Source organism: Pseudarthrobacter sp. TE3704, assembly GCF_056279405.1.
The window spans coordinates 802,419-824,835 of sequence record NZ_JBWCCJ010000001.1; the positions used below are offsets into that span (position 1 = coordinate 802,419).

Sequence of the window (22,417 nt, forward strand, 5' to 3'; positions counted from 1 at the left end):
GAGGAACTCCAGGTCTGGCCGGCCACGGGTGGCACGGCATGGTTTGGGTTCCTCCCCGCTCTGTATTGGACCTGAGAGATTCCGGTGGAGCCTGTTTGTGGCAGGGCCCGCCTTGCACCGTCGGTGAGTCCGGGACCCCTCGTCAAAGGGGATGTAACCGGGCTGCTTTCCAGAGTCGCCTCGCCGTGACGGTACATGGGCCTGAGAGATTCCTGGGGAGGATTTGCTCCTACGGCGCCTGCCCGGTGTCGCTCCGGGAGGACTCTCCCGTCACAGCTCGAAAGGCTTATTCAAATGTGGGTGATTCGGCTCACAAGGTACAGGCTGAAGGGCTCCGAAAGCAAATCCGTCCAGCCATGACGGGCGGGAGCAGCGGTTTCGCGACGTTGTTGCGGGCAGGGGTTTGACAATCGTTCGTGACCGGAACCACACTAAACCCGTGATCGGCGCTGCTTCGCAACTGATCACGACTTCTAACTTAAAATGCCTTTGACCTGCGGCGGGAGAGTCCTGCCCGGTACATTCAGCAGGCGCCGTAGGAGCAAACCCTCCCCAGGAAACTCTCAGGCCCCCGTACCGCCGCGGAAAGGCAACTCTGGAAAGCAGCCAGGCAGGTCCTGGCTCACCGACGGTGCAAGCACGCCTTTATGGCTGCGGAAACTCTCAGGTCCTGTACAGAGCGGGGAGGAACCGAATCTTTGTGGCACTTGACGGTGCTGCTTGAACGATGGAGTTCCTCATGACGATTCATCCCCCGACGTCCCCCAGCGGCCAACCACACCCAGGCACTGCCCAACACAGCGAACCCCCGCACCTGGAGCGGCAGCTCAGCAACCGGCACATCCAGCTCATCGCCATCGGCGGAGCCATTGGCACGGGCCTCTTCATGGGCTCCGGCAAAACAATCTCCGCGGCCGGCCCGTCCGTGATCTTTGTGTACATGATCATCGGGTTCATGCTCTTCTTCGTGATGCGGGCCATGGGCGAACTGCTGCTGAGTAACCTGAACTACAAGTCCTTCAGCGATTTCGCGGCCGACCTCCTGGGGCCCTGGGCCGGGTTCTTCACGGGATGGACCTACTGGTTCTGCTGGGTGATCACCGGCATTGCCGACGTCATCGCCATCGCCGGGTACTCCCGGGAACTCTGGCCCTCACTGCCGCTGTGGATCCCCGGGCTGGCCACGGTCGCCATTCTCCTGCTGCTCAACCTCGCCACCGTGAAGGCGTTCGGTGAAACGGAATTCTGGTTCGCCCTCATCAAGATCCTCGCCATCGCAGCGCTGATCATCGTGGGCCTGTTCATGATCTTCACGGGGTTCCAAAGCGACGCAGGAACCGCCGGGTTCAGCAACCTGTGGAGCCACGGCGGTTTCTTCCCCAACGAATTCATGGGTTTCGTGGCCGGCTTCCAGATCGCCGTTTTCGCCTTCGTCGGCATCGAGCTTGTTGGCACAACGGCCGCCGAGGCCAAGAATCCTGAACGGAACCTGCCCAAGGCCATTAACGCCATCCCCATCCGGGTGCTGCTCTTCTACGTCGGCGCCCTGATCATCCTGATGTCCGTTACCCCCTGGACCCAGTTCGCGGCCGGCCATAGCCCCTTCATCGGAATGTTCTCCCTGGCCGGGCTTGGAGCCGCAGCCACCGTCGTCAACCTGGTAGTCCTGAGCTCCGCCATGTCCTCCGCCAACTCGGGCATCTACTCCACGTCCCGGATGGTCTTTGGCCTGGCCCAGGAAGGCGACGCTCCCGGAATCTTCAGCCGCCTCTCCACGAGGAAAGTACCCAGCAACGCGCTGTTCCTGTCCTGCGTGCTGCTGCTCTCCGGCGTCGTCCTGATGTATGCCGGCCAGGACGTGGGCAAGGCCTTCGAGATGGTCACCACCGTGTCCGCCGTCTGCTTCATCTTCGTCTGGTCCATCATCCTTGCCAGCTATTTCGCCTTCCGGCGCCGCCGCCCGCACCTGCACGCGGCGTCCAGGTTCAAAATGCCCGGGGGCATCCCCGTGGTGTGGCTGATCTTCGCCTTCTTCGCTTTTGTCCTCTGGGCCCTCACCACCCAGCCCGACACCCTTGCCGCGCTGCTGGTCACCCCGGCATGGTTCCTTGTCCTGGGCGTTGCGTGGGCCATCCTGCGGCGCCGGCCGGCACATCTCGCCCGCTTCGCCGTTTTCCAAGCAGAGCTCCGGGCCGATGAGGCTGCAGCGAGCCGCAGCAAGGGGACAGCGAATGACAGGACTCCCCAGAAAGAGCAGGCGCCGAAGTGATCGGCACCGAACTGACGGGTGCGGCAAGCGAGCGGGTCATCCGGTCCGGCTCCAACCCGCATACGCGGGCGTCCCGGGAAGCCAGGAGCCTTCCCACCCGGCTGGAGATCATCCCGACGGAGGGCATCACCGCCGGCGTCCGGGCCCACGTTCCTGCGGGCTCCACCATCACCGTGACGTGCCTGCCGCACCATGGCATCGCGCGGACCATGCAGACGGCGCTGCAGCTGGCCGGTATGGGATACAGCGTGGTCCCGCACCTTGCTGCCCGGAGCATCGGGAGCCGCGGGCAGCTGGAAAACGCGCTGCGGGACTGCCGGGATGCAGGGATCACGGAGGTGTTCGCCATCGGCGGTGATGCTGCGGAAGCTGCGGGCCCATACAGCAACTCCCTTCAACTGCTGGAGGACATCATGGAGCTTTCGGACGGGGACATCTCGGCGGGAGTGGCGGGCTACCCGGAAGGGCACCCGCATCACGGAGAGCTCCACATGCTCGACGCCCTGCTGGAAAAGCAACACCTGGCATCCGGCGTCACCACCCAAATGTGCTTTTCCGTTCCCCGGATCAGCTGGTACGCGGAAACCCTCCGGCGCGAAGGTGTCCAGCTGCCCATCTGGGCGGGGGTGCCCGGCGCCGTCCCCCGTGCCAAGCTCATTGCGCTGGCGGCAAAGATCGGCGTCGGCCCGTCCCTGAAGTTCCTCACCCGGCAGGGGCCGCTCGGCCGCCGTCTGCTCAGTGGCAGCAGCTACTCGCCCCGGCCGATCCTGGACCAGCTCCGCGATGTTCCGGAGATTGCGGGCGTGCACCTGTACACCTTCAACAGCCTGGTCCATGGAAACCCCCAGGCCACGTCATAGAAGTTAAGCATGCTTAGTGTTGATCCACTTAGGATGGAGAAGCACGGCAGCCCACCGCTGCAGGTCGATTTGAATGAAGGTGACCATGGCCAGGAGCAGCAATCCCGCAGTACGAATCGCACAGGAAACCGCCCACAACGCGGTGTTCGACGCCGACGGCAAGCCCAAGCCGGGCGTCCACAACATGCTCCTGAAGGCGGTGGAAATCCAGCGTCCACTGGTGGTGGCCTACATCCGCCGGCTGCAAAAGAAGCATCCCCGCGCCACGGCGGCGCAGCTGGCGGACATCCTGGAACGTGACTACCTCCGTGCCGTCACCGGCGGGGGTGCAGTGGTGGGCGCTACCGCCGTCGTTCCCGGGGTGGGAACGGTGGCGTCGCTGGGACTCTCTGCTGCCGCCACCGTGGGGTTCCTGGAAGCAACAGCCCTGTACGCGACGTCCCTGGCGGAGCTGCACGGCATCCGCCTCACCAACCCCGAGAAGGCCAGCACCATGGTCATGGCCATCATGCTTGGCGAAGAGGGGACGGCGCTGCTGGGAACCCTGAGCGGCCAGGCCGCGGGCAGCGGAGTCAACGCCACCAGGGCCTGGGGCAGCATGCTTTCCAAATCCATGCCCATGCCGGGATTCAGCAGCATCCGGAGCAGGATCCAGAAGGCTTTCCTCAAAAACCTCCTCAAGCGCCAGGGCACGGCACTGTTTGGCCGGGCCCTGCCGTTCGGCATCGGGGCTGTGGTGGGTGGAGCAGGTAACCTCATGATGGGCCGCGCGGTGGTGTCCAACGCCAAGGAAGCGTTCGGCCCCATGCCGGACACCATTCCCGGGGAGCTTAAGCCCACCGCTGCCGCTCCGGACAACCTGACGCTGGAAGGCAACTCACTTGGATCTCAACGCTGACCTCGGCGAATCATTCGGCTCCTGGACGATGGGAGACGACGCCGCGATGTTCCAGCTGGTGACCAGCGCCAACGTGGCCTGCGGGTTCCACGCCGGGGACCCCATCACCATGCTGGACAGCTGCCGGGCAGCCTACGAGCTCGACGTCACGGTGGGTGCGCACGTCGGCTATCGCGACCTGCCCGGCTTCGGCCGGCGCTCCCTGGACACAAGCTTCGATGAGCTGTTCGGCGACGTGCTGTACCAGCTGGGCGCGCTCGACGGCGTTGCCCACGCCGTGGGTGCCTCCGTGGACTACGTGAAGCCCCACGGTGCGCTGTACAACCGGCTGGTCCACGACGCCGGGCAGGCCTCGGCTGTGGTTGCAGCGGTCAACGCGTACGATCCCGGGCTGCCCATCCTGGGACTGCCGGGCTCGGAACTGCTGAAGCAGGCGCAGGAAGCCGGGCATCCGGTGTTCATCGAGGCCTTCGTGGACCGCGCCTACCGGGGCGACGGCACGCTGGTGCCGCGCTCGCAGGAAGGTGCCGTCCTGCACGACGTCGATGCGATCGTTGAGCGCGCAGTCCGCCTGGCAACCAAGGGCGAAGTGGTGGCCGTCGACGGAACAGTGGTGCAGGTCCGGCCGGACTCCCTGTGCATCCACGGCGACACCCCCGGTGCGGTGGAGATGGCCGCGGGTGTCCGGGCAGGACTCGAGGCAGCCGGCGTTGAGCTGGAGTCGTTCGCGTAGGCCGGTCGCTTAGCCGAAAATCAGGTGCGCCACCGTAAAGATCGCCAGCCCCGCCAGGGACCCCACAACCGTTCCGTTGATCCGGATGAACTGCAGGTCCTTGCCCACCTGCAGCTCGATCTTCTGCGAGGTTTCCTCCGCGTCCCAGCGGGCAACGGTATCCGTGATGACCCCGGCGATGTCGGACCGGTACGTCCGCACCAGATACCCCGCGGCGTCGCCGATCCAGGCGTTGACCTTGCCGGCCAGTTCGGGGTCGTTGACCAGTCTGGAGCCGAAGTCGCGGACGGCTGCCTTGAATTTTACGGTGAGGTCGCTGTCCCTATCCTCCACCGCTCCGAGCAGGGCGTTCTTCACGGTTCCCCACGTGCGCGACGCGAGTTCCCGGACCTCCGGGTCGCCCAGGACCTGGGCCTTGATGTCCTCGGCGCGGGCGATCATCACAGGATCGTGCTGCAGGTCCTGGGCAAGGTCGTTCAGGTACTTGTCGATGGACTGCCGGACCTGGTGGTTCGGATCGGACTGCACGGCACGGACGAATTTGAGGAACTCGATGTAGACCTTGTCGCCCACCAGCCCGTCCACGAACTGCGGCACCCAGGTTGGCGAACGTTCCGAGACCAGCCGGCTGACCGTTTCGTGGTTTTCGCTGACCCAGTCGGCCGCGCGGTCCACCAGCAGGTCCACCAGCTTGTGGTGGTGCCCGTCGTGGAAAATCCGCTCCGCCATCCTGCCCACCGGAGGTCCCCACGGCGGAGTGAGAAGGTGCTTACGTACCATTCCCTCGATGACGGCCTGGACGTCGTCGTCGTTCAGGACCTTGAACAGGCCCCGGATGACCGCCGCACCCTCCTTGGCCACCCGGTCGGCGCCGGCCGGAGTGGCCAGCCACTCGCCGGCCCGGCGGGCAATGTTGACGCTGGCCAGCTTCTCCTGCACCACCTGCTCGGAGAGGAAGTTGGTCTCCACGAACTCACCCAGCGAGGCGCCGATCTGGTCTTTGCGCCGCGGAATGATGGCGGTGTGCGGAATCTTGATGCCCATCGGGTACTTGAACAGCGCGGTCACAGCAAACCAGTCGGCCAGCGCGCCCACCATGCCGCCTTCCGCCGCCGCCCGCACGTACTGCAGCCACGGGTACTCCTTCTGCAGCGCGAAGGCGAAGACAAAAACCACCGCCATGGCGATCAGCAGGGCCAAGGCCACAAGCTTCATTTTCCGCAGCGCTGCCGCCTTTTCGGCATCACCGGCGCTGAATTGGCGGCCGACGGCGGCGGCACCTGCCTGTGCGTCCGCCGGCACCGCGCGGGCTGGCTGGGCCGGGGCTTCCTGGGTAGTTGGCTCAGAGTTCACCTGCATGTGCCAAGCCTAGCCCCGCAGCAGGGGTGTGGTCGGCTACCGTGTCTCCATGACAAGTGAGGAGTCGGTGCCGCAGCGGCCCCTGGTCTTTGCCCACCGCGGTGCCAGCGCCGCGTTCGCCGAACACACCCGGGCCGCCTACCTGCAGGCGTTGGCGGACGGCGCCGACGGTGTCGAGTGCGACGTCCACCTCACGCGTGACCAGCACGTGGTCCTCCTGCATGACGCCAACCTGGACCGCACCTCGGACGGGACGGGGCCCGTGGCCGAGCGGACCCTGCGCCAGCTGCGCCACCTGGACTTTTCCTCGTGGAAGGGCGCCCGCATCCCGGAGATCTACGGGGCACGCTCCGAGCAGTTCCTGACCCTCCCGGAGCTGCTCGATATCCTCCGTGGAGCGGGACGGCCGGTAAAGCTCGCCATCGAACTGAAGCACCCCAGTCCCTATCAGCTCAAGCTGGAGGACAGGGTGCTGGAGGTACTCCGGAGCGAAGGCTGGGACCCGGCCGGTTCAACGGTGGACAACATCGCCGTGACATTCATGAGTTTCAGCCCGGATTCCGTCCGGCACCTGCTCCATTCTGTTCCGGCACAATACATCTGCCAGCTGGTGGACGACATCAATATCCACGAGATCCGCGGCGGGCTGGGCCTGGGACTGATCACGGGCGGAGCCATCGCGAACCTCATGAAGGCAACCCAGCTGGAGGCCGAGCGGATCCTGGACGCGCGGCTGGCAGGCCTTGCAGGCCCGGGCATCGACTACGTGCGCGAGCATCCGGACACAGTACGGCGCTGGCTGGATGCCGGCCGGCGCTTCCGGGTGTGGACGGTGGATTCCGCGGAGGACGTGGCCCTCTGCCACGAGCTGGGCATCCATGAAATCACCACCAACGTTCCCGCCCGGGTGCTGAACCAACTGCAGGTGGCCTCGCCGCAGGGAAGGTAGGCATGGCGTGAGCAGGCATCCGGACGACGGCGGCCCCCGCCGCTGGTGGGCAGGTCCCCTGGACGTTGAGGGGCTGGCCCTGGGCGCCGTGAATACCGCGGCCGCGGCCCTGAATTCCTACTCGGGATCGCCTGGCCGGTTCACCACCACCTCCCGGCTGACCGCAGCCGCCTTCGATTCCTCAGGCCTTCTTCGGATTGCCGGCCGGAAGCTGCAGGGGTTCGCGCCCTTGTCCGGGTTCCGGCGCACGCAGGACGGCTGGATCCGGCTCCACGCCAACTACCCGCACCACGAAAAGCGGCTGATGCAGGCGCTCGGTACCGGCAGCCCGGAGGGCGTCGAAGCGGCCCTCCGGGAGATGACATCGCTGGAGGCCGAAGCGGCAATCCAAGGCCTCGGCGGCATTGCCGCTGCCGTCCGGACGCGCGGCGGCTGGCTCGCCACCGGAATGGGCGAGGCGGCGCGCTCCGGCCCGTGGATCTCCGTCACTTCCTCCGGCGGTCAACACGCAGGGCTGGGGCTATCCAAGCCGGGGGCGGGGCTTGAGCTGACCGGGCTGGACATTCCACCAGCGCCGGCGCCACACCATGCCACAGATCCTGCCCAACCGCTCGCAGGTGTCCGGGTCCTGGACCTTACCAGAGTCATCGCCGGTCCCGTCGCCACCAGGCTCCTGGGAGCACTGGGTGCCGAGGTCCTGCGGATCGACCCGCCCGCGCTGCCCGAACTTCCCGACCAGTTCGTTGACACCTGCTTCGGCAAGCGCAGCGCGGAGGCGGACCTTGGCAGCCCGGAAAACCAGCGCCGGCTGCACCAGCTCCTGGCGGACGCCGACGTGGTGGTAAGCGGCTACCGCCGAGGGGCTCTGGACCGTTTCGGGCTCCACGCCGGCGCCCTGCTGGCTTCCCGCCCGAACCTGGTGGTGGTCACACTGGACAGCTGGGGCGGTGCAGGACCCTGGAGCGCGCGCCGCGGCTTCGACAGCATCGTCCAGGCCGCCAGCGGCATTGCCCACCTCTACGGAGAGGAGTACGACGGCGGATGGCGGCCGGGTGCCCTGCCTGTCCAGGCGCTGGACCATGCCACCGGGTACGGCGCTGCTGCCGCGGCTGTCGCCCTGCTCGCCGTCCGCCGGCAGACCGGCCTGGGCGGAGCATGCCGGCTGTCCCTGGCCAGGACCGCCGAGGAGCTCTTCTCCCTGCCTGGGAACCTTGAGGAGGCTGCAGAACTGCCGGGGCCCGAATACCGGTCCATGCCCAGCTCCTTTGGGGAGCTGCGCTATGTCCGGCCGCCGCTGTTGATCGACGGCCACCCGCTCGACTACCGCAGCCCTCCGCCGCCCTACGGCAGCTCAGGGTTGGCATGGGCCTGACGCCGTGACGGCCTGACGGCCGGCCGGGAGGAACGCCGCATCACGGCGGAGCGGGCGGTTTCAACCACCGGCTGCGCCTGTGATTGAGTGGAGCCATGTCTTCTCCCCGGTCCGGCCGGGCTGCCCGGATTCTCTCCGCCGCGGCCATGAGCGCCCTGCTCCTGGCCAGCGCCAGGCAGCATTTCAGGAACCCCGGTTTTTACCACCAGGTGGTTCCCGGCTACCTCTGCCGAGACGACGCATCAGCCACGGGCAGCAGCGCAGACGGCGCCGCCAGCGCAGGCAGCACGGCAGGCGGACGTGCAGGGACGCCCGACGCCGGCCCACGCCACAGTGCGCAGCCCCCACGTCCGTTCGCCCTGCTGTCACGGGAGGAATGGATCGCAGCCAGCGGACTGCTGGAACTGGCCGCCGCCGTCGGGATCCTTGTCCCTCTGACGCGGACGGCGACCGCCACCGGACTCGCGGCGATGTTCACCGCGTTCCTGGCGGGACATCTGGATGCGCTCCGGCGGGCCTACGGTCCGCACGGTACTCCTGCCCAGCGGAAGATCCATACGGTGCGCCTGCCGCTCCAGGCCCCGCTCATCCTGTGGGCGTGGAGCCTCCGCCGACCGGCGCCGTCCAGCCTGACAGCAGGGCTGCTGCGGTGAAGCTGCTGGCATCTCCGGCAGTGCGGGTGGGGATCTCCATCAGCATCGCCACGGGGCTGTACGGGGTGTCCTTTGGGGCGCTGTCCGTGACATCCGGGCTCGACATCTGGCAGACCATGGCACTGAGCCTGCTGCTGTTCAGCGGTGGCTCCCAGTTCGCGTTCATCGGGGTGGTGGGCGGCGGCGGCTCCGGCATCGCCGCGATGAGCGCCGCCACGCTGCTGGGCATGCGCAACGGCATCTACGGGATGCAGTTGAATGCCCTGCTGCGGCCCACCGGCTGGCGCAAATACGTCAGTGCCCAGCTGACCATCGACGAATCCACTGCCACCAGTACCGGCCAGACCGATCCTGCGGAGCAGCGCCGGGGATTCTGGGCCGCCGGCATCGGGATTTATGTGCTCTGGAACTTCTTCACGGCGGTGGGTGCGTTCGCCGGAAGCGGGCTGGGCGACCCCAAACAGTGGGGACTCGATGGTGCTGCCGTGGCCGCTTTCCTGGCGCTGCTGTGGCCGCGGCTCAAGGGCCGCGAACCCGTGGCCATCGCCGTGGTGTGTGCCGTGGCCACGGTGATCGCCGTGCCGTTTGTTCCGGCCGGCGTGCCCATCCTGGTCGCGGCGGTGGTTGCTGCGGTGATCGGCTGGTTCAGCCACGGCCGCAGCGACGAGGGCCTGGAGCCGGATGTGGAACCGTACCGCGAGCACCACGGCCACCACAGCGGGCGGCACCGCCAGCAGGCCGATCAGGGAGGTCGGCACGGCCAGGAGGCCCACGACGACGGCCGGTACCGCCGCCGCGACGGCTCTGTTCCGGGAGTTGACTCATGAGCCTCTGGTTCTGGATTGTGATTGCCTGTGCGTTGGCCTACGCCTGGAAGCTGGTGGGCTACTTCGTGCCCGCACGGTTCCTGGAGGACCCGCGGATGTCCCGCATCGCCGGCACCATGACCATTGGCCTGCTCGCGTCCCTGACCGTAGTGAACACGGTTGCCTCCGGTCAGGCGCTGGCTGCCGACGCGCGGCTGGGCGCCCTGGCCGCGGCAGCGGTAGCCCTGGCGCTCCGGGCCCCGTTCCTGGTGGTGGTCCTCGCAGGTGCAGGCGCTGCCGCCCTCTTGCGCATGCTCGGGTGGAGCTAACACCGAACTCAGGCCGGACGGAGGCCTGCGACGTGCCGTGCCGCATTTCAAGTGATTCAGGTCACGCCGGATGCGTGCCTGCGGCTGTACTATGAAACCGGCTGATGCAGTTGGCCGCTGAAATTCGGCGAATGGCGACAATGGACAATCAGCTGCATGCTGCCGGAGAACGAGCCGGCAGGCCCCACCACAAAAACGCACGACGGCGGGCGGGGCTGCCCCCCAAACGCTTCTACACCCGCTACTCCGGTTTATCCGGTGTCCCGCCCGAGGACCTGGAGCAGCTCTCCGCAAGCCTGGGCCACTCGTTTGACCTTGATCCGTCGTCGCCCATTCCGGCGCTTCAGGCCCTGGTGCGGCAGGAGATCCGTAAGCGGGAAGACGCTGCCCGCGGCTGACATCCTGCCAGCATTCAAAAGTCCAACTGTGATGGACTGAAGAAAGGGCCGCACCATGTCACGGCGGCCAGGAGGAGGTACCAGATGAACGAACAGTCACCGCCCGTAGAGACGGAAGACGCCCAGGACGCAGGGGACGCCGGGAAAAAATTCGCCGAAAAGCAACTGCCGGGTCTGCCGGCAGGGGAGTACCAGGCAAAATCCCGCACCAGCTATCTTGACCCCCGGGGATCCGAATCCACCCGTGAAATGCGTGATACCGCGCGGCGCCGCCGGGACGCCGAGGAGAAGCTGCAGCAGCATCTCCTGCAGGCGAAGGACCACATCCCCAACGAACACCATCAGCACCCTGAACACAACGGCTCCGGACATCGCGGCTAGCAGGCCAAAAAGAGCCTTGCGGGAAGAAGCCTTGGCGCGCGGAAACAAGCCCTGATGCGCAGGGAGGGAAACGGGGGCCCAAAGGGCCGGGGGAGTTGCTATGCCACTCCGTGGGCGGCGCCGTCCGGCGAGACGCTCCTGCGGCAGCTCTCTTCGACGGCCATTTCGTACCAGGCCTCCGCGCCGAATTCCGGTTCGGGAGTGTCCAGATTCTGGTAGAGGCCGTCCAGCAGGTCCGCCAGTTCCTCCGCGGTGAGCGTGGGAAGGATCTCTTCAGGCCCCCGCGGATCGTTAAGGTAGCGCGACAGCTTGGAACTGTTCATCGCACTACAGCCGTTGGGCGCCGGAAATGCAGGAACTGCTTCATAGGGACGGCTCTCCATCTCGAACGTACAGAGGCTGGCTGCGTAACCCTCTAGAAGTCTATTGCACCTGCTGGGTGCCCACAATGGTCGAAGTTGGAGGCCAGGAAGGCCGGTACGTGCCCGTGGGCAGCAGCTACCTGGGCAGGATACCGGCCGGCAGCGCGGCCGAAGCGGAAGCCGGCACCGGCACGTGAGCAGGAAGCGGCCGGCTTGGCCGGGTGGTCCGGATGGCATCCTCCACGAGAGCCAGCGGACGCTGCCAGGCGTCCGAGCCCGGTTCCATGGTGTCCACCACTCCGATCAGCATGGCGAGCAGGCGGAACATATCGGTCATGGAGATGTCCGCCCGCAGGCTCCCCTGTCCCTGGCCGCGTACCAGCAAAACGCTGATGGATTCCATGAGGGAACCCGCAATGCCGGTCAGCAGCTCCCGCCGCCCGGCCACGGCTCCCAGCAGGTTGGCGTCCGCGCTGGCCGCATCCATCAGCGACTCCAGCACCCGGAACAGGCCATTGGTGGCGTCGATGTCCGCCAGGGCGCCGTCAATCACAGGATCCACGGTGAGCCGGAGTTGCCGGTTCAGTGCGGCAAGGACCAGTTCTTCCTTGTCCGCGAAATTCCGGAAGAGGGTGGCCGGTCCAACGCCGGCGGTAACTGCGATGGTCTGCAGGGGCACATCCGGGCCAAACTCGCGGAAGCACTGCCGCGCCGCGGTGATGATCTTGTCCACGTTTCGCGCCGCGTCGGCACGAAGGGGCTTACGGGCGACTGCGAGACTCATGCGAAAAGGTTAGCAACGCAGCTGCAGGCGTTCACCGTTACTGGGGGGTAGGCGCCTATTGTGACGGCAGAGCCCCGATGCGCCCCGCACCGGCTCGGGGCGCATGGCAAACTGGCCTTATGCTGCTTGCTTTTTCCGTTGCCCCCTCCGGCACTCCCCCTGAAGGTTCCCGCCCCGGTGACGCGTCGGTGCACGACGCCGTTGCCGCCGCGGTGAAAGTCGTCCGGGAGTCGGGGCTGCCCAATCAGACAGACTCGATGTTCACCACCATCGAGGGCGAATGGGACGAGGTGTTCGACGTCGTCAAGCGTGCCACCGAGGCAGTGGGGCAGTACGGCAGCCGGGTGTCCCTGGTGATCAAGGCCGACATCCGGCCCGGCTACACAGGTGAACTCACCGCCAAAGTGGACCGCCTGGAGCAAGCCCTCACCGACGGTTCCTGAGCCACAAGCCTCCCGGTAGTTCCAGGACCTGCAGGTCTCTGGACCAGTACGTCGCTCCGTGCCAAACTGTGGCAATGTTCGAGCACAAGCCCCGTCCGGAGTGGATCGCCACCGAAAAGTTCCTGTCTGACGTTGTGGTTCATCCGGACCCTGCACTGCAGCAGGCCATTGACTCCGCCGCCGAGGCGGGCATGCCGGCTATCGAGGTGGCACCCAACGCGGGAAAGCTCCTCAAGCTCCTGGTCCAGCTGTCCGGCGCCCGCCGCATCCTGGAAATCGGAACCCTCGCCGGTTTCAGCACCATCTGGATGGGCCGCGGCCTTCCCGACGACGGCACTCTCGTGACGTGCGAATTCCTGCCGAAGCATGCGGAAGTGGCGTGGGCGAACATCGATGCTGCCGGGCTGGGCGAGAAGGTGGAGATCCGGCTGGGACCGGCGCTGGACACTTTGGCTGCGCTCGAGGAAGAGGACAGGGAGCCTTTCGACTTCATCTTCATCGATGCGGATAAGGAAAACGACAGCCACTACCTGGAGTGGGCGGTGCGGCTGGGACGGCCCGGAGCCACCGTGGTGCTGGACAACACCATTTGGGAAGGTGCGGTGCTGGACCCGTCCATGGACCCGGTCAACGCTCCCGGCATCATCGAGGCCCTCAGGCTGCTGGGGGAGCACCCGGCGCTGGACGCAACTGTCATCCAGACGGTGGGTTCCAAAGGCTGGGACGGATTCGCGCTGGCCCGCATCCTCTGACGCGTCTCCGGCCTGCGGCCGGTTTGACTGGCGGCACCCCAATTGTAAGTATGCTGAGCATAAGCGTCCGGCTGACGGGAAGCCGGACAGGCCGCAACGGAGGAAAATGATGAAAGCGTCACCCACCCTTGCCAGCAACCTGCAGATGGTCCTCACCGACCTGATTGAGCTGCACCTGCAGGGTAAGCAGGCGCACTGGAACCTGGTGGGCACCAATTTCCGGGACCTGCACCTTCAGCTTGACGAGATCATCGCTGCCGCCCGGCTCTTCGCGGACCAGACAGCCGAGCGGATGCGTGCCCTGCATGCCCTTCCCGACGGACGCAGCAGCACGGTCACGGCGGACAACCGCCTCGAGGAGTTTCCGGCTGGCCTGACCTCCACCAAGGACACCGTCAAGCTGGTCACCGCCAGGCTGGAACGCACGGTGAAGACGATGCGCGACGTGCATGACGAGGTTGATGAGGAAGATCCCACCAGCGCCGACCTGCTGCATGCGGCCATTGAGCGCCTGGAACAGTTGGCCTGGATGGTCAATGCCGAAATCATGGCACCCACCGCATCCGTGACCGAACCGGCAGAAAAGTAGGCGCCGCCGGGGCCCGCGTGAAAGCGGCAGAACAACGCCCTCCCCAGGTTGAACCCGGCGGACAGGCGGAACCGGTTAAGCCTGTCCGCCTGTCCTCCGGAAACGCGCAGCCGCTGGAAACGGCAGCGCTGCTGAAGGCCGTGGCAACCGCCGCAGGCGACGTGCCGGCCTTACTCGAAGTGGCCAAGGAAGCGGGGCGGGTCTGGCCGCAGCCCGGCGGAGGCAGCACCCAGGTCCTTTGGGAACTCCTTGCCTCTGTATCGGCCATCGACGTCGCCGCCGGCCGCATCTTTGAACCGCACCTGGACGCACTGGCAATCCTGGCCCAGGCGGGCCATGATCATGCCCTGGAGGGAGGTGCCTGGGGAGTCTACGCCGCGGAGGGGCCGGGCCTGCGCCTCGAGGCATCCGGCGGCACTTCGGGAGCGTTTCTCAGCGGGTCAAAACCGTGGTGTTCGCTGGCGCCGGTCCTGGACCATGCGGTCATCACTGCACACACCGGCGGCGGCCGGCAGGCCTTCGCCGTTGACCTCCACCACGCCGGCGTGACCTTTGACGAGCTGCAATGGGTGGCCCGCGGGCTCCGGGAAATCCCCAGCGGCACCGTCCACTTTGACGACGTACCGGCGCAGCCTCTGGCGGGCGTGGACTGGTACTTCAGCCGGCCGGGCTTCGCGTGGGGCGGCATGGGAGTCGCCGCCTGCTGGCTGGGCGGCGCCATCGGCGTTGGCCGGGACTACCGGAACTCCCTGCAGGAGGGGGCTGCCTCCGGCCGCACACCGGACCAGGTTGCGCTGGTGGCCCTGGGTGAAATCGACCGCACCCTGAGCGCATGCCTGCAGTACCTGGCGCGCACGGCCGAGGCTATCGACGCAGGACTTACAGCCGCCGGGGACCGCGGTCCGGGGTGGAGCGACGCGCTGCGGGTGCGCGGTACGGTGGCTGCCGCCGTCGAACGCGTGCTGCACCTGGTGGCCAGCAACCGCGGGCCGGCGCCGCTGGCCTTCGACGAGACCTACGCCAAGCGGATGGCGGACCTGGGCCTGTACGTCCGGCAGCACCACGCCATGCGCGACGACGCCCAACTGGGCAGGCTCACGCTGGACGGCGGCTCCGCGTGGTGACCTTTTCCCACACCGACGACGGGACGGACGAGGCAGCCTGGGTGGACCGCGGCCTGCCTGTCATCCCGGAACTGCCACTCGGCCCACCGGAGTTGGCAGCCATGCGGTTCCTTGTCCTGGCGGCCCACCCCGACGACGAAACCCTGGGCGCCGGGGGCCTGCTGGCCCACGTGCACGCCCTGGGCGCCGACGTCGAAGTCCTGCTGTGCACCGCGGGGGAAGGCTCCCATCCGGACTCACCCACGGTCACCCCGGACCAGCTCGCAGGGACCCGATTGGAGGAATTCGCCGCCGGCCTCGCAGCCCTGGGGCTGGAAGGGCGGTGGCGCTGCCTGGGCTATCAGGACCGGGGACTGGGTGGTCATGCTGCCGGCATCACCTCCGTCGTCCGGGAGGCGGTGCGCCGGTTGCCGGGTGACCCGGGGCAAGTGGTGCTGGTGGCACCTTACCGGCAGGACGGCCACGCCGACCATGATGTCCTGGGGCAGGTGGCAGCAGAGGTTGCCCGGCAGGGCGGCCACGGCCTGCTCGAGTACCCCGTGTGGTACTGGCACTGGGCAACGCCGGACAACCCGGAGTGGCAGGCCTGGGTCCGGTTCCACCCGGACCCTCCGGCCCTGGCGGCCAAAGCCCGTGCCATGGATGCCCACGCCACGCAGGTCCGCCCGCTCTCGCCGGCTGCCGGGGACGAGGTGCTGCTCAGCGGAGCATTCCTGAAGCACTTTTCCCGCGGCTATGAGGTCTTCGCGTGGACGCCCCCTGCGCAAACCACCGGCGCACCGCACCGCAGCGCCGACGCCGAGCGCATCTTTGACGCCGTGCACGCCGGGGCCGAAGATCCTTGGGATTACCTGGGCAGCTGGTACGAGCGCAGAAAGCGCGCCCTGACGCTGGCCGCACTGCCCCGGGAAAGCTATGAGTCCGGGCTTGAAGTAGGCTGCTCCATCGGAATGCTGACCGCCGCCCTGGCACCCCGCTGCCGCGCCCTCCTTGCGGTGGACGCGAGCAGCACCGCGCTGGACCGGGCAGCCGCCCGCCTGGCACCGTTCCCGGGCGTCACCACACAGCAGCTGACCCTTCCCGGCTCCTGGCCCGGCGGGAGTTATGACCTGGTGGTGGTTTCCGAGGTGGGCTACTACCTTGGCCGGGACGAGCTTGGGCTGCTGCTGGACCGCATCGAGGAGTCCATGATGCCCGGCGGGACCCTGCTGCTCTGCCACTGGCGGCACCCCATCCGGGGATGGGAGCTCGACGGCGAGACGGTCCATACGATGGTCCGCAACCGTTTAGGGTGGCCCACCGCGGGCCTGTACCGGGAACGCGACTTCATCCTGGAGACGCTGACGGCTCCCGTCGCGGCCGTGGCCTCCTGAGCGTGCCGGAAACATTCGCGCCGGTAGACCGGGTGGCGGTGGTGATACCGGTCCACAACGAGGAACGCCTCCTGGCCAGGGCGCTGGCGGGAGTGCAGGCGGCCGCAGCATCACTTCGGCGCCTGCATCCGGAAACGGGCGTCTCAACGGTGGTTGTGCTGGATTCCTGCACGGACAACTCTGCGGCGATAGCCATGCACGCCGCCGGCCAGGACCCCGGCATGCAGGTCCTTACCGTGGACTTCCGCAACGTAGGCCGTACCCGGAATGCGGGGATCCGGCATGTCCTTGGGGGTGGGATGGACGCGGCTTCCGGACACCGGCTCTGGTTGGCCAACACTGATGCCGATTCCGTTGTTCCGGAGGGCTGGCTTACCGGCCAGGTTGCGCTGGCCGCGGTGGGCGCCGATGCAGTGCTGGGTTCCGTGGAACCGGACCCGGCCGGCATGGATCCGGAACTGCTCCGCCTCTGGCGGGCGAAGCACCCTTTCATTGAGGACCATCCGCATATTTATGGTGCGAACTTCGGCATCAGGGCCTCCGCTTACCGGCGGGCGGGTGGATTTCCGGGGAAGGCCGTGCACGAGGACCGGGATCTCGTGGCCCGTCTGCGTCGTTTGGAATGCAGGGTCAAGGCAACAGACAGCATCCGCGTCGTGACATCGGGCAGGACCCAGTCGCGTGCCCCGCACGGATTCTCCGCCTACCTGATGGCGCTTGCGCTGGAACAGGTTGCGGCGCTTGAGGGCTGACAGCCCGCGCGAAAGGGGTGGCATGACAAAGGGCTGCCGCGGTAAACGCAGCAGCCCTTGTGCCTGGACCTATTCCTTCTTGAAGGCGTCCTTGACCTTCTCGCCGGCCTGCTTGAGGTCGGCCTTGCTCTGGTCCATCTTGCCTTCGGCCTCGAGCCCCGGGTCATCCGTAGCCCGGCCCGAGGCTTCCTTGGCCTTGCCGCCCATTTTCTCGGCGGCGTTCTCGATCTTGTCATCCAAACCCATGGCATTTCTCCCTTCGGCTGGTGACCGGCGGATCAGAACGCCACCGGTCATGCTTTTATGCTAGCCAGACACGCAACGCTGCAACAGAGGCGCGCAAGCGCCTGACCTGCAAAAAGCCATCAAAGGCAGGGCGGGAATGTCAGACCAGGTCAGGAGCGCTGGCAACGATGTAGTCAGCCGCGGCAGGACCGGTCATCGAGAGGTTATTGCTGTCCGGGTTGATGCCCTGCTCCTGCAACGCTTCCCAGAGGGCTTCGGGAGGTTGCAGCTGGGCCTTGTGGAGCAGGCACCAGCTGGTGTACAGGCCATAAAGCTCGTCGCGTCCGAGGCCCAGGCCGGGCTCCCTGTCCGGAACAACTGCTTCGGCAAGAAAATCTTCAAAGTGGGTAGCAGGCATGTCCGCTCATTAAGGGTCGACCGTGATGCCGCCGTATCTGCTTCAGCGGCCCTGCCGGCACCAAAAGGGCCAGCAGAGTAATCATGAAAGTATTGCAGTACGGATCATTTTGTCCAGTCGTGCCCTCTAAATGTGCCGGGACCCCCGCCGGTTTAGCCGGATCGAGGGGGCCGACGGCGACTGGGGGGACTGGCCTCGGTCTCAGAAGAGGCCATCTCACCGCCGGCCCCGCCTTGCCCCGGGCTGCCGACAACCCGGGAAACTTGAACAGGACCTCCACAACAATTTTCCCCCATTGTGGAGGTCCTGCCTAGTCCTTTGGGCTGCGTGCCTAACGGCGGCCGTTTCCCTGGCCGTCGTCGTCGTCGCGCGTGGTGCGGTCCTGCACCTTGTCGCGGACGCGGTCGCGGTGGGGCCGCGTTTCCTGGCCTGGGCTCCGGTCCCCGCCTGAATCGTCAGTCTGGTCGTCATCGGCGCTGTACTTCTCGCGCAGTTCCCGGCCGTGCTTGATGTCCTCTTCTTCCTGTTTCTGCAGCTTCTCGCTCTTCTTGGTGTCACGCGGCGGCAGCTGGATGGTCTCTTCGGCCTCGATACCTGCCTGGAGTTGGCGGCCGCGCTCCATCTCGGCGTCGAACTCTGCACCGAAGAGCAGCGACATGTTCAGGATCCAGAGCCACAGCAGCATGACGATGACGCCGCCCAGTGCGCCGTAGGTCTTGTTGTAGTTGCCGAAGTTACCGACATAGAACCCGAAGCCCAGCGAGGCGAGCAGGAACACGAACAGGGCAATGCCGGAGCCCATGCTCATCCACTTGAACTTCGGCTGCTTGACGTTGGGAGTGGCGTAGTAGAGGACAGCGATGATGACGATGATCAGGGCTACCATCACCGGCCATTTGGCGATGTTCCAGACCGTGAGGAACACGCCGCTGAGGCCGATCAGCCCGCCCACGGCTTCGGAGACCGGGCCGCTGAGGACCAGCATGCCAGCGAGGATGGCAATGATCACAATGGCGAGCAGTGTGACTGCGAGCATGGTGCCGCGGAGCTTGATGAACGCCCGGCCCTCATCCACCTCATAGACGCGGTTCATGGCGCGGCCGAAAGCCCCTACGTACCCCGACGCGGACCAGAGGGCGGTGGCAAGGCCGATGACCAGCGTGAAGCCTGCGGCCGGCGCATTCGCCAGTTCCGAGACGGTGCCGCTGACCGTGTTGACCGTCTCGGCGGGAGCGAAACCACTCACGATCTGCAGGAGGGCGTCGGTGGTTTTTTGCGGATCCCCGAAAATCCCGATCAATGAAACGAGTGCCAGGATGGCCGGGAACAGCGACAGCACCGCATAGTAGGTCAGGGCTGCGGCAAGGTCGGGGCACTGGTCCTTGTTGAATTCCCGCAGGGTCTTCTTGGCAATGTACTTCCAGTTCGGCTTGTCCAGGTCTCTGGGGCTGTCCGGTTTCCGTGAGTCATTTGGATCCGGGGCCTGGCCCGCCTTGGCGGTGCTGGTCTCGGATGCGTCATGAGTGGCCATGGGGTGTCCTCTCGATAAGGGTGCGAAAACTGAAAGGCCGGCTCCGCGGATGGCGGGGCCGGCCTCTCAGGTGGTGCTCGTGCCTCTTGGTGCCGCGTCCAGTGGCGGGTCAGGTGTTCTGGACGTTGGTTTTGGCGTCGGTGGCGCGGTCTTTGACGTCGGTGGCGGCGTGCTGGCCTTCGGCTTTGACGTTCTGGGCTGCGTCGGTGGCGGTGGCCTTGACGTTTTCCATGGCTTCCTGGGCCGGTTCCTTGAGGTCCTGGACCATGTCCTTGGCGGCGTCGGTGACCTGGGTGGCCAGGGGCTGCGCGGCGGTCTTGAGCTGGTCGGCCGCTTCGCGTTCCTTTTGGCTGGCCGGGATCAGGGATGAGACGAGCATCCCGGCGCCGAACGCGATCAGGCCTGCGGCCAGGGGGTTGCCCTGGGTTTTGGCTTTGACCTGGTCCGGTGCGTGGGAGATCGCGGTGCCGGCGTCGCTGAGTTTGGCCGCGGCGTTGTCCTTGGCTCCGTGGAGGGTGTCGCCGGTGCTGTGCAGGGCGTTGCCGGTGTGTTCGGTGCCGGTGTGGACCCTGTCCTGGACCCGGGTGGTGGCGGTGTCTGCTGCTCCCATGATCTTCTCCTTAACCCCGCTGACGGCGTCTTTGACCTTGTCGGTCTGGCGGTGGACGATGTTGGACGGGGTGACCTTGTCCGCGACGGCGTCTACGTTGGTGCCCAGGCGTGCGCGGGTGGCTTCTATGTCTTGGCGGATTGCGTCCGGGTTATCGCTCATCGGTTTACCTCACCTGGTTTTAGGGTTGGGGGAATTTCGGACAGTGTTTCGCCGGTCTGGGGCAGGCCCTTGATCTGCTTGAGTTCCTTGCGGCCGATCGAGGCCAGGACCGCGGCGATGATGCCCCAGATCACCGCGACGATCACGGCGGCCCAGCCCAGCGGCATCAGGGCGCCCAGGGCGAACATCAGCGCCAGGGACAGGAAGACCAGGACGAAGTGTCCGGCCACGCCGGCGCCAGCGAGCATCCCGGCGCCCTTGCCTGCCTTGGTGGCGGACTGCTTGGCTTCGGCCTTGGCGAGTTCCACTTCCTGGCGCATCAGGGTGGACAGGTCCCGGGTTACATCACCCAGCAACTCACCCAGCGACGCGTTTTCCGCCTTCTGATGCGCCTCAGTCGGCGGAGGCTCCGGAATCTGACTACTCATCAGAGCCCGCCTGACTGGCCGCCTGCGCGGCGATCGCGGGTCAGGGGATCATTGGTCATCGGCTCGTCGGCGAGATCCCGGTCACCCAAGGGATCATTGGCAACCTGGTTTCCCGACCACGGTTCCTCCACCAGTTGCGGGCTGTCCAGCCCACTGGCCGGACGCACGGTCTCACCGTAGCCGCTGCCGGGAGCGCCGCCGTCGTACCCTGCCGTGGTAGTGGCCGGGCCGGGGAGCTGGACCGGCGGGGGCGGGACGGTGCCACCGGCCGGTACGTAGGATTCGCTGTACTGGTCGCCATAGGGGGTGCCGGAGTACTGTCCTGCCAGCCCGGCTGTGCGGGGCGTGGTGGTGGAGCTCTCCGGGGCGCCTGCGGTGAGTCCGCGGGTGAGGCGGCCGGCCAGGATGCCGGCGCCTGCTGCGAGGAGCAGGAAGGTGCCGGGGCGGTTGCGGGCGAAGCGCTGGACCTCGCCGAGCAGGTCGCCCGGCTGCCTGTTCTCAAGCCAGGAAGCCATGGACTCGCTGCGCTCCGCGGCCTGCCGGATGAGGTCGCTGGCCACGCCCTGCTGCTCCGGAGCGTTAGCCATGCTCTGCAGCTGGCCGGAAATGGTGCGAATGCCCTCGGCCGCCTTCTGCTGCTGGGTGCCGGCCTGGCTGCTCAGCCCGGACTTGGCCTGGTTGAGGAGATCCTTTGCGCTGTTCTTCGCCTCGTACGCGACGTTGGCCGCCTCTTCCTTGGCCGTTTGCGCCACATTCTGGGCGGAGCCTTTTGCGGTGCGGGCTACGTCTGCTGCTTCTTCCTTCGCCGCATCCTTTCGGGACGCCCCGGAGGTGTCCCCGGTCTGTGTAACCCCGGTCTGTGTAACTCCGGTCTGAGGAGTGGCGGCGGGTGGAAAGGTGGAGGCCGTCCGCTCGCCCGGAATTCCCGTAGAGGCCGGGGGAGCCGTGTAAGCGGGATCCTCGGGCCATTGGTTCTCTGTCATCTTCGCTCTCTCTTTCCAAGAAGGCCGGTTGTTGATCAAGAACCAGCAATACTGGCCGTAAAATAATAAGCATGATTACTAATAAAAGGTAAGTACCCTTGCTAAGCGAGTTATAACGGTTCCAGAAGTCAGCCGGAATGGCGCAGGCCTGCACGGTCACATCGAGTGGAAAGTGGTGGGTAATTTGGAAACAGCTCCATGGGTTTGGGTGGTTGTCGCCATTGTTGTGGTGGTGCTGATTGTGCTGCTGCTGTTAACCGGGAGGCGCCGGAAGGCGTTGCAGCAAAAGCGCGACGAAGCGCACCGGGAAAAGGCAGCAGAAATTCGCCGCGAGGCCGAAAAAATGGAACTGGACGCCCGGGAGCGCGAGGCTAAGGCCACCCGTGCACGTGCTGACGCGGAACAGGCCCAGGTGGACGCTGCGCGGCTCCGGCAGGAAGCTGAGTCGACCGCCCGGGAAGCGCAGTCGCTTCGTGCTGACGTTGCCAGCCATACCCGCAAGGCGGACGAGGTGGATCCCGATGTCCAGAAGGATGGCAGCAGGAGGAGTGCAGCCACCCGTGATGACGCTGCCCGGGACGTAGCAGTGGACAGGGATGCAGCGGCCGGTCCGGCTGGTGGAATGGGCGGCGCCCGGGGCGAGGGCTTGCACGCGGACCGGGGGCGGATTGATGACGAAGAAGCCCGCCGCGGCGACGCTGCACGCCAGGATGGGATCCCGGCAGAAACTGACGGGCGCAATCCGATCCGCAGCGACGCTGCCCGTGCCGAGGCTGCGCGGGAGGAAGCCGCCCGCAGGGACAGGGAAAACCCGCGAAACGGTATCTAGCCGCCGGTATCAGGCTTTCATAGGGCCGGCCCGCCGCCGCTGAGG

The 22,417-nt window shown here is 66.4% G+C and carries 27 protein-coding genes and 3 riboswitches; of the genes, 18 read left to right on the forward strand and 9 right to left on the reverse strand.

Annotated features, from left to right (window positions below; all coding sequences use genetic code 11):
- Positions 1-179: 179 nt before the first annotated feature.
- A riboswitch (glycine riboswitch) is annotated at positions 180-280 on the reverse strand.
- 210 nt (positions 281-490) lie between these two features.
- Positions 491-589: riboswitch (glycine riboswitch) on the forward strand.
- 1 nt (position 590) lies between these two features.
- Positions 591-688, forward strand: a riboswitch (glycine riboswitch).
- A 51-nt stretch (positions 689-739) separates the two neighbouring features.
- The 4 genes from ACZ9BC_RS03740 (at position 740) to ACZ9BC_RS03755 (ending at position 4,760) form a co-directional block, all read left to right on the forward strand.
- The gene (locus tag ACZ9BC_RS03740) at positions 740-2,269 is read left to right on the forward strand and encodes an amino acid permease (RefSeq protein WP_476244781.1); all 1,530 of its coding nucleotides are present in this window, start codon (positions 740-742) and stop codon (positions 2,267-2,269) included.
- Positions 2,266-3,129 (forward strand): methylenetetrahydrofolate reductase, encoded by an 864-nt coding sequence (locus ACZ9BC_RS03745; RefSeq protein ID WP_476244782.1) that lies wholly within the window; start codon positions 2,266-2,268, stop codon positions 3,127-3,129. The genes ACZ9BC_RS03740 and ACZ9BC_RS03745 overlap by 4 nt, the downstream gene beginning before the upstream one ends.
- An 85-nt stretch (positions 3,130-3,214) precedes the next feature.
- On the forward strand, positions 3,215-4,027 hold the full coding sequence (locus ACZ9BC_RS03750) for a hypothetical protein (protein WP_476244783.1): 813 nt from the start codon (positions 3,215-3,217) through the stop codon (positions 4,025-4,027).
- A complete protein-coding gene (locus tag ACZ9BC_RS03755; protein WP_476244784.1) occupies positions 4,011-4,760 on the forward strand; it encodes a LamB/YcsF family protein in 750 nt (249 codons plus the stop codon). Before ACZ9BC_RS03750 ends, ACZ9BC_RS03755 begins: the two co-directional genes overlap by 17 nt.
- A gap of 9 nt (positions 4,761-4,769) precedes the next feature.
- Here the strand turns inward: ACZ9BC_RS03755 and ACZ9BC_RS03760 are convergent, their stop codons facing one another.
- Positions 4,770-6,119 carry a DUF445 domain-containing protein gene (locus ACZ9BC_RS03760; protein ID WP_476244785.1) on the reverse strand — a complete coding sequence of 450 codons (1,350 nt, stop codon included), beginning with the start codon at positions 6,117-6,119 and terminating at the stop codon, positions 4,770-4,772.
- 49 nt (positions 6,120-6,168) lie between these two features.
- Here ACZ9BC_RS03760 and ACZ9BC_RS03765 point away from each other — a divergent pair, with 49 nt between their 5' ends.
- The 7 genes from ACZ9BC_RS03765 (at position 6,169) to ACZ9BC_RS03795 (ending at position 11,007) form a co-directional block, all read left to right on the forward strand.
- Positions 6,169-7,068 carry a glycerophosphodiester phosphodiesterase family protein gene (locus tag ACZ9BC_RS03765; protein ID WP_476244786.1) on the forward strand — a complete coding sequence of 300 codons (900 nt, stop codon included), beginning with the start codon at positions 6,169-6,171 and terminating at the stop codon, positions 7,066-7,068.
- A 7-nt stretch (positions 7,069-7,075) separates the two neighbouring features.
- Complete coding sequence (locus tag ACZ9BC_RS03770) at positions 7,076-8,440, forward strand: CoA transferase (RefSeq protein ID WP_476244787.1); 1,365 nt, start codon at positions 7,076-7,078, stop codon at positions 8,438-8,440.
- Between the two features lie 95 nt (positions 8,441-8,535).
- Positions 8,536-9,093 (forward strand): DoxX family protein, encoded by a 558-nt coding sequence (locus ACZ9BC_RS03775; RefSeq protein ID WP_476244788.1) that lies wholly within the window; start codon positions 8,536-8,538, stop codon positions 9,091-9,093.
- A complete protein-coding gene (locus tag ACZ9BC_RS03780) occupies positions 9,090-9,920 on the forward strand; it encodes an AzlC family ABC transporter permease (RefSeq protein ID WP_476244839.1) in 831 nt (276 codons plus the stop codon). Before ACZ9BC_RS03775 ends, ACZ9BC_RS03780 begins: the two co-directional genes overlap by 4 nt.
- Positions 9,917-10,228 carry an AzlD domain-containing protein gene (locus ACZ9BC_RS03785; protein ID WP_476244789.1) on the forward strand — a complete coding sequence of 104 codons (312 nt, stop codon included), beginning with the start codon at positions 9,917-9,919 and terminating at the stop codon, positions 10,226-10,228. Before ACZ9BC_RS03780 ends, ACZ9BC_RS03785 begins: the two co-directional genes overlap by 4 nt.
- A gap of 140 nt (positions 10,229-10,368) precedes the next feature.
- Positions 10,369-10,626, forward strand: coding sequence for a hypothetical protein (locus tag ACZ9BC_RS03790; protein WP_476244790.1), 258 nt, complete (start codon positions 10,369-10,371; stop codon positions 10,624-10,626).
- An 84-nt stretch (positions 10,627-10,710) separates the two neighbouring features.
- Positions 10,711-11,007, forward strand: a complete 297-nt coding sequence (locus ACZ9BC_RS03795; protein ID WP_476244791.1) for a hypothetical protein — start codon at positions 10,711-10,713, stop codon at positions 11,005-11,007.
- A gap of 98 nt (positions 11,008-11,105) precedes the next feature.
- Here ACZ9BC_RS03795 and ACZ9BC_RS03800 read toward each other — a convergent pair whose 3' ends face one another.
- Both ACZ9BC_RS03800 and ACZ9BC_RS03805 read right to left on the reverse strand, forming a co-directional pair.
- Entirely contained in the window at positions 11,106-11,330 is a 225-nt protein-coding gene (locus tag ACZ9BC_RS03800; RefSeq protein ID WP_476244792.1) for a hypothetical protein, read from the reverse strand.
- Between the two features lie 175 nt (positions 11,331-11,505).
- A complete protein-coding gene (locus ACZ9BC_RS03805) occupies positions 11,506-12,153 on the reverse strand; it encodes a TetR/AcrR family transcriptional regulator (protein ID WP_476244793.1) in 648 nt (215 codons plus the stop codon).
- Between the two features lie 119 nt (positions 12,154-12,272).
- Between ACZ9BC_RS03805 and ACZ9BC_RS03810 the strand changes: the two genes are divergently transcribed.
- The 6 genes from ACZ9BC_RS03810 (at position 12,273) to ACZ9BC_RS03835 (ending at position 17,186) form a co-directional block, all read left to right on the forward strand.
- Positions 12,273-12,596 carry a thiamine-binding protein gene (locus tag ACZ9BC_RS03810; protein WP_476244794.1) on the forward strand — a complete coding sequence of 108 codons (324 nt, stop codon included), beginning with the start codon at positions 12,273-12,275 and terminating at the stop codon, positions 12,594-12,596.
- Positions 12,597-12,670: 74 nt separating this feature from the next.
- Positions 12,671-13,348 (forward strand): O-methyltransferase, encoded by a 678-nt coding sequence (locus tag ACZ9BC_RS03815; RefSeq protein ID WP_476244795.1) that lies wholly within the window; start codon positions 12,671-12,673, stop codon positions 13,346-13,348.
- Positions 13,349-13,457: 109 nt separating this feature from the next.
- A complete protein-coding gene (locus tag ACZ9BC_RS03820; protein WP_476244840.1) occupies positions 13,458-13,937 on the forward strand; it encodes a Dps family protein in 480 nt (159 codons plus the stop codon).
- A 113-nt stretch (positions 13,938-14,050) separates the two neighbouring features.
- Positions 14,051-15,061: a hypothetical protein gene (locus ACZ9BC_RS03825; protein WP_476244841.1), complete on the forward strand. Its 1,011-nt coding sequence runs from the start codon at positions 14,051-14,053 to the stop codon at positions 15,059-15,061.
- A complete protein-coding gene (locus ACZ9BC_RS03830; RefSeq protein ID WP_476244796.1) occupies positions 15,055-16,434 on the forward strand; it encodes a PIG-L family deacetylase in 1,380 nt (459 codons plus the stop codon). Before ACZ9BC_RS03825 ends, ACZ9BC_RS03830 begins: the two co-directional genes overlap by 7 nt.
- 2 nt (positions 16,435-16,436) lie before the next feature.
- Positions 16,437-17,186: a glycosyltransferase family 2 protein gene (locus ACZ9BC_RS03835; RefSeq protein ID WP_476244797.1), complete on the forward strand. Its 750-nt coding sequence runs from the start codon at positions 16,437-16,439 to the stop codon at positions 17,184-17,186.
- 69 nt (positions 17,187-17,255) lie between these two features.
- Here ACZ9BC_RS03835 and ACZ9BC_RS03840 read toward each other — a convergent pair whose 3' ends face one another.
- The 6 genes from ACZ9BC_RS03840 to ACZ9BC_RS03865 form a co-directional block, all read right to left on the reverse strand.
- The gene (locus ACZ9BC_RS03840; RefSeq protein ID WP_476244798.1) at positions 17,256-17,432 is read right to left on the reverse strand and encodes a CsbD family protein; all 177 of its coding nucleotides are present in this window, start codon (positions 17,430-17,432) and stop codon (positions 17,256-17,258) included.
- A 139-nt stretch (positions 17,433-17,571) separates the two neighbouring features.
- Positions 17,572-17,829: a hypothetical protein gene (locus tag ACZ9BC_RS03845; protein WP_476244799.1), complete on the reverse strand. Its 258-nt coding sequence runs from the start codon at positions 17,827-17,829 to the stop codon at positions 17,572-17,574.
- A gap of 331 nt (positions 17,830-18,160) precedes the next feature.
- Positions 18,161-19,360: a YihY/virulence factor BrkB family protein gene (locus ACZ9BC_RS03850; RefSeq protein WP_476244800.1), complete on the reverse strand. Its 1,200-nt coding sequence runs from the start codon at positions 19,358-19,360 to the stop codon at positions 18,161-18,163.
- Between the two features lie 109 nt (positions 19,361-19,469).
- Positions 19,470-20,132, reverse strand: coding sequence for a DUF3618 domain-containing protein (locus ACZ9BC_RS03855; protein ID WP_476244801.1), 663 nt, complete (start codon positions 20,130-20,132; stop codon positions 19,470-19,472).
- The gene (locus ACZ9BC_RS03860; protein WP_476244802.1) at positions 20,129-20,560 is read right to left on the reverse strand and encodes a phage holin family protein; all 432 of its coding nucleotides are present in this window, start codon (positions 20,558-20,560) and stop codon (positions 20,129-20,131) included. The genes ACZ9BC_RS03855 and ACZ9BC_RS03860 overlap by 4 nt, the downstream gene beginning before the upstream one ends.
- Complete coding sequence (locus tag ACZ9BC_RS03865; protein WP_476244803.1) at positions 20,560-21,543, reverse strand: hypothetical protein; 984 nt, start codon at positions 21,541-21,543, stop codon at positions 20,560-20,562. Before ACZ9BC_RS03865 ends, ACZ9BC_RS03860 begins: the two co-directional genes overlap by 1 nt.
- A gap of 184 nt (positions 21,544-21,727) precedes the next feature.
- Here ACZ9BC_RS03865 and ACZ9BC_RS03870 point away from each other — a divergent pair, with 184 nt between their 5' ends.
- Positions 21,728-22,372: a hypothetical protein gene (locus ACZ9BC_RS03870; protein WP_476244804.1), complete on the forward strand. Its 645-nt coding sequence runs from the start codon at positions 21,728-21,730 to the stop codon at positions 22,370-22,372.
- Positions 22,373-22,417 lie beyond the last annotated feature (45 nt).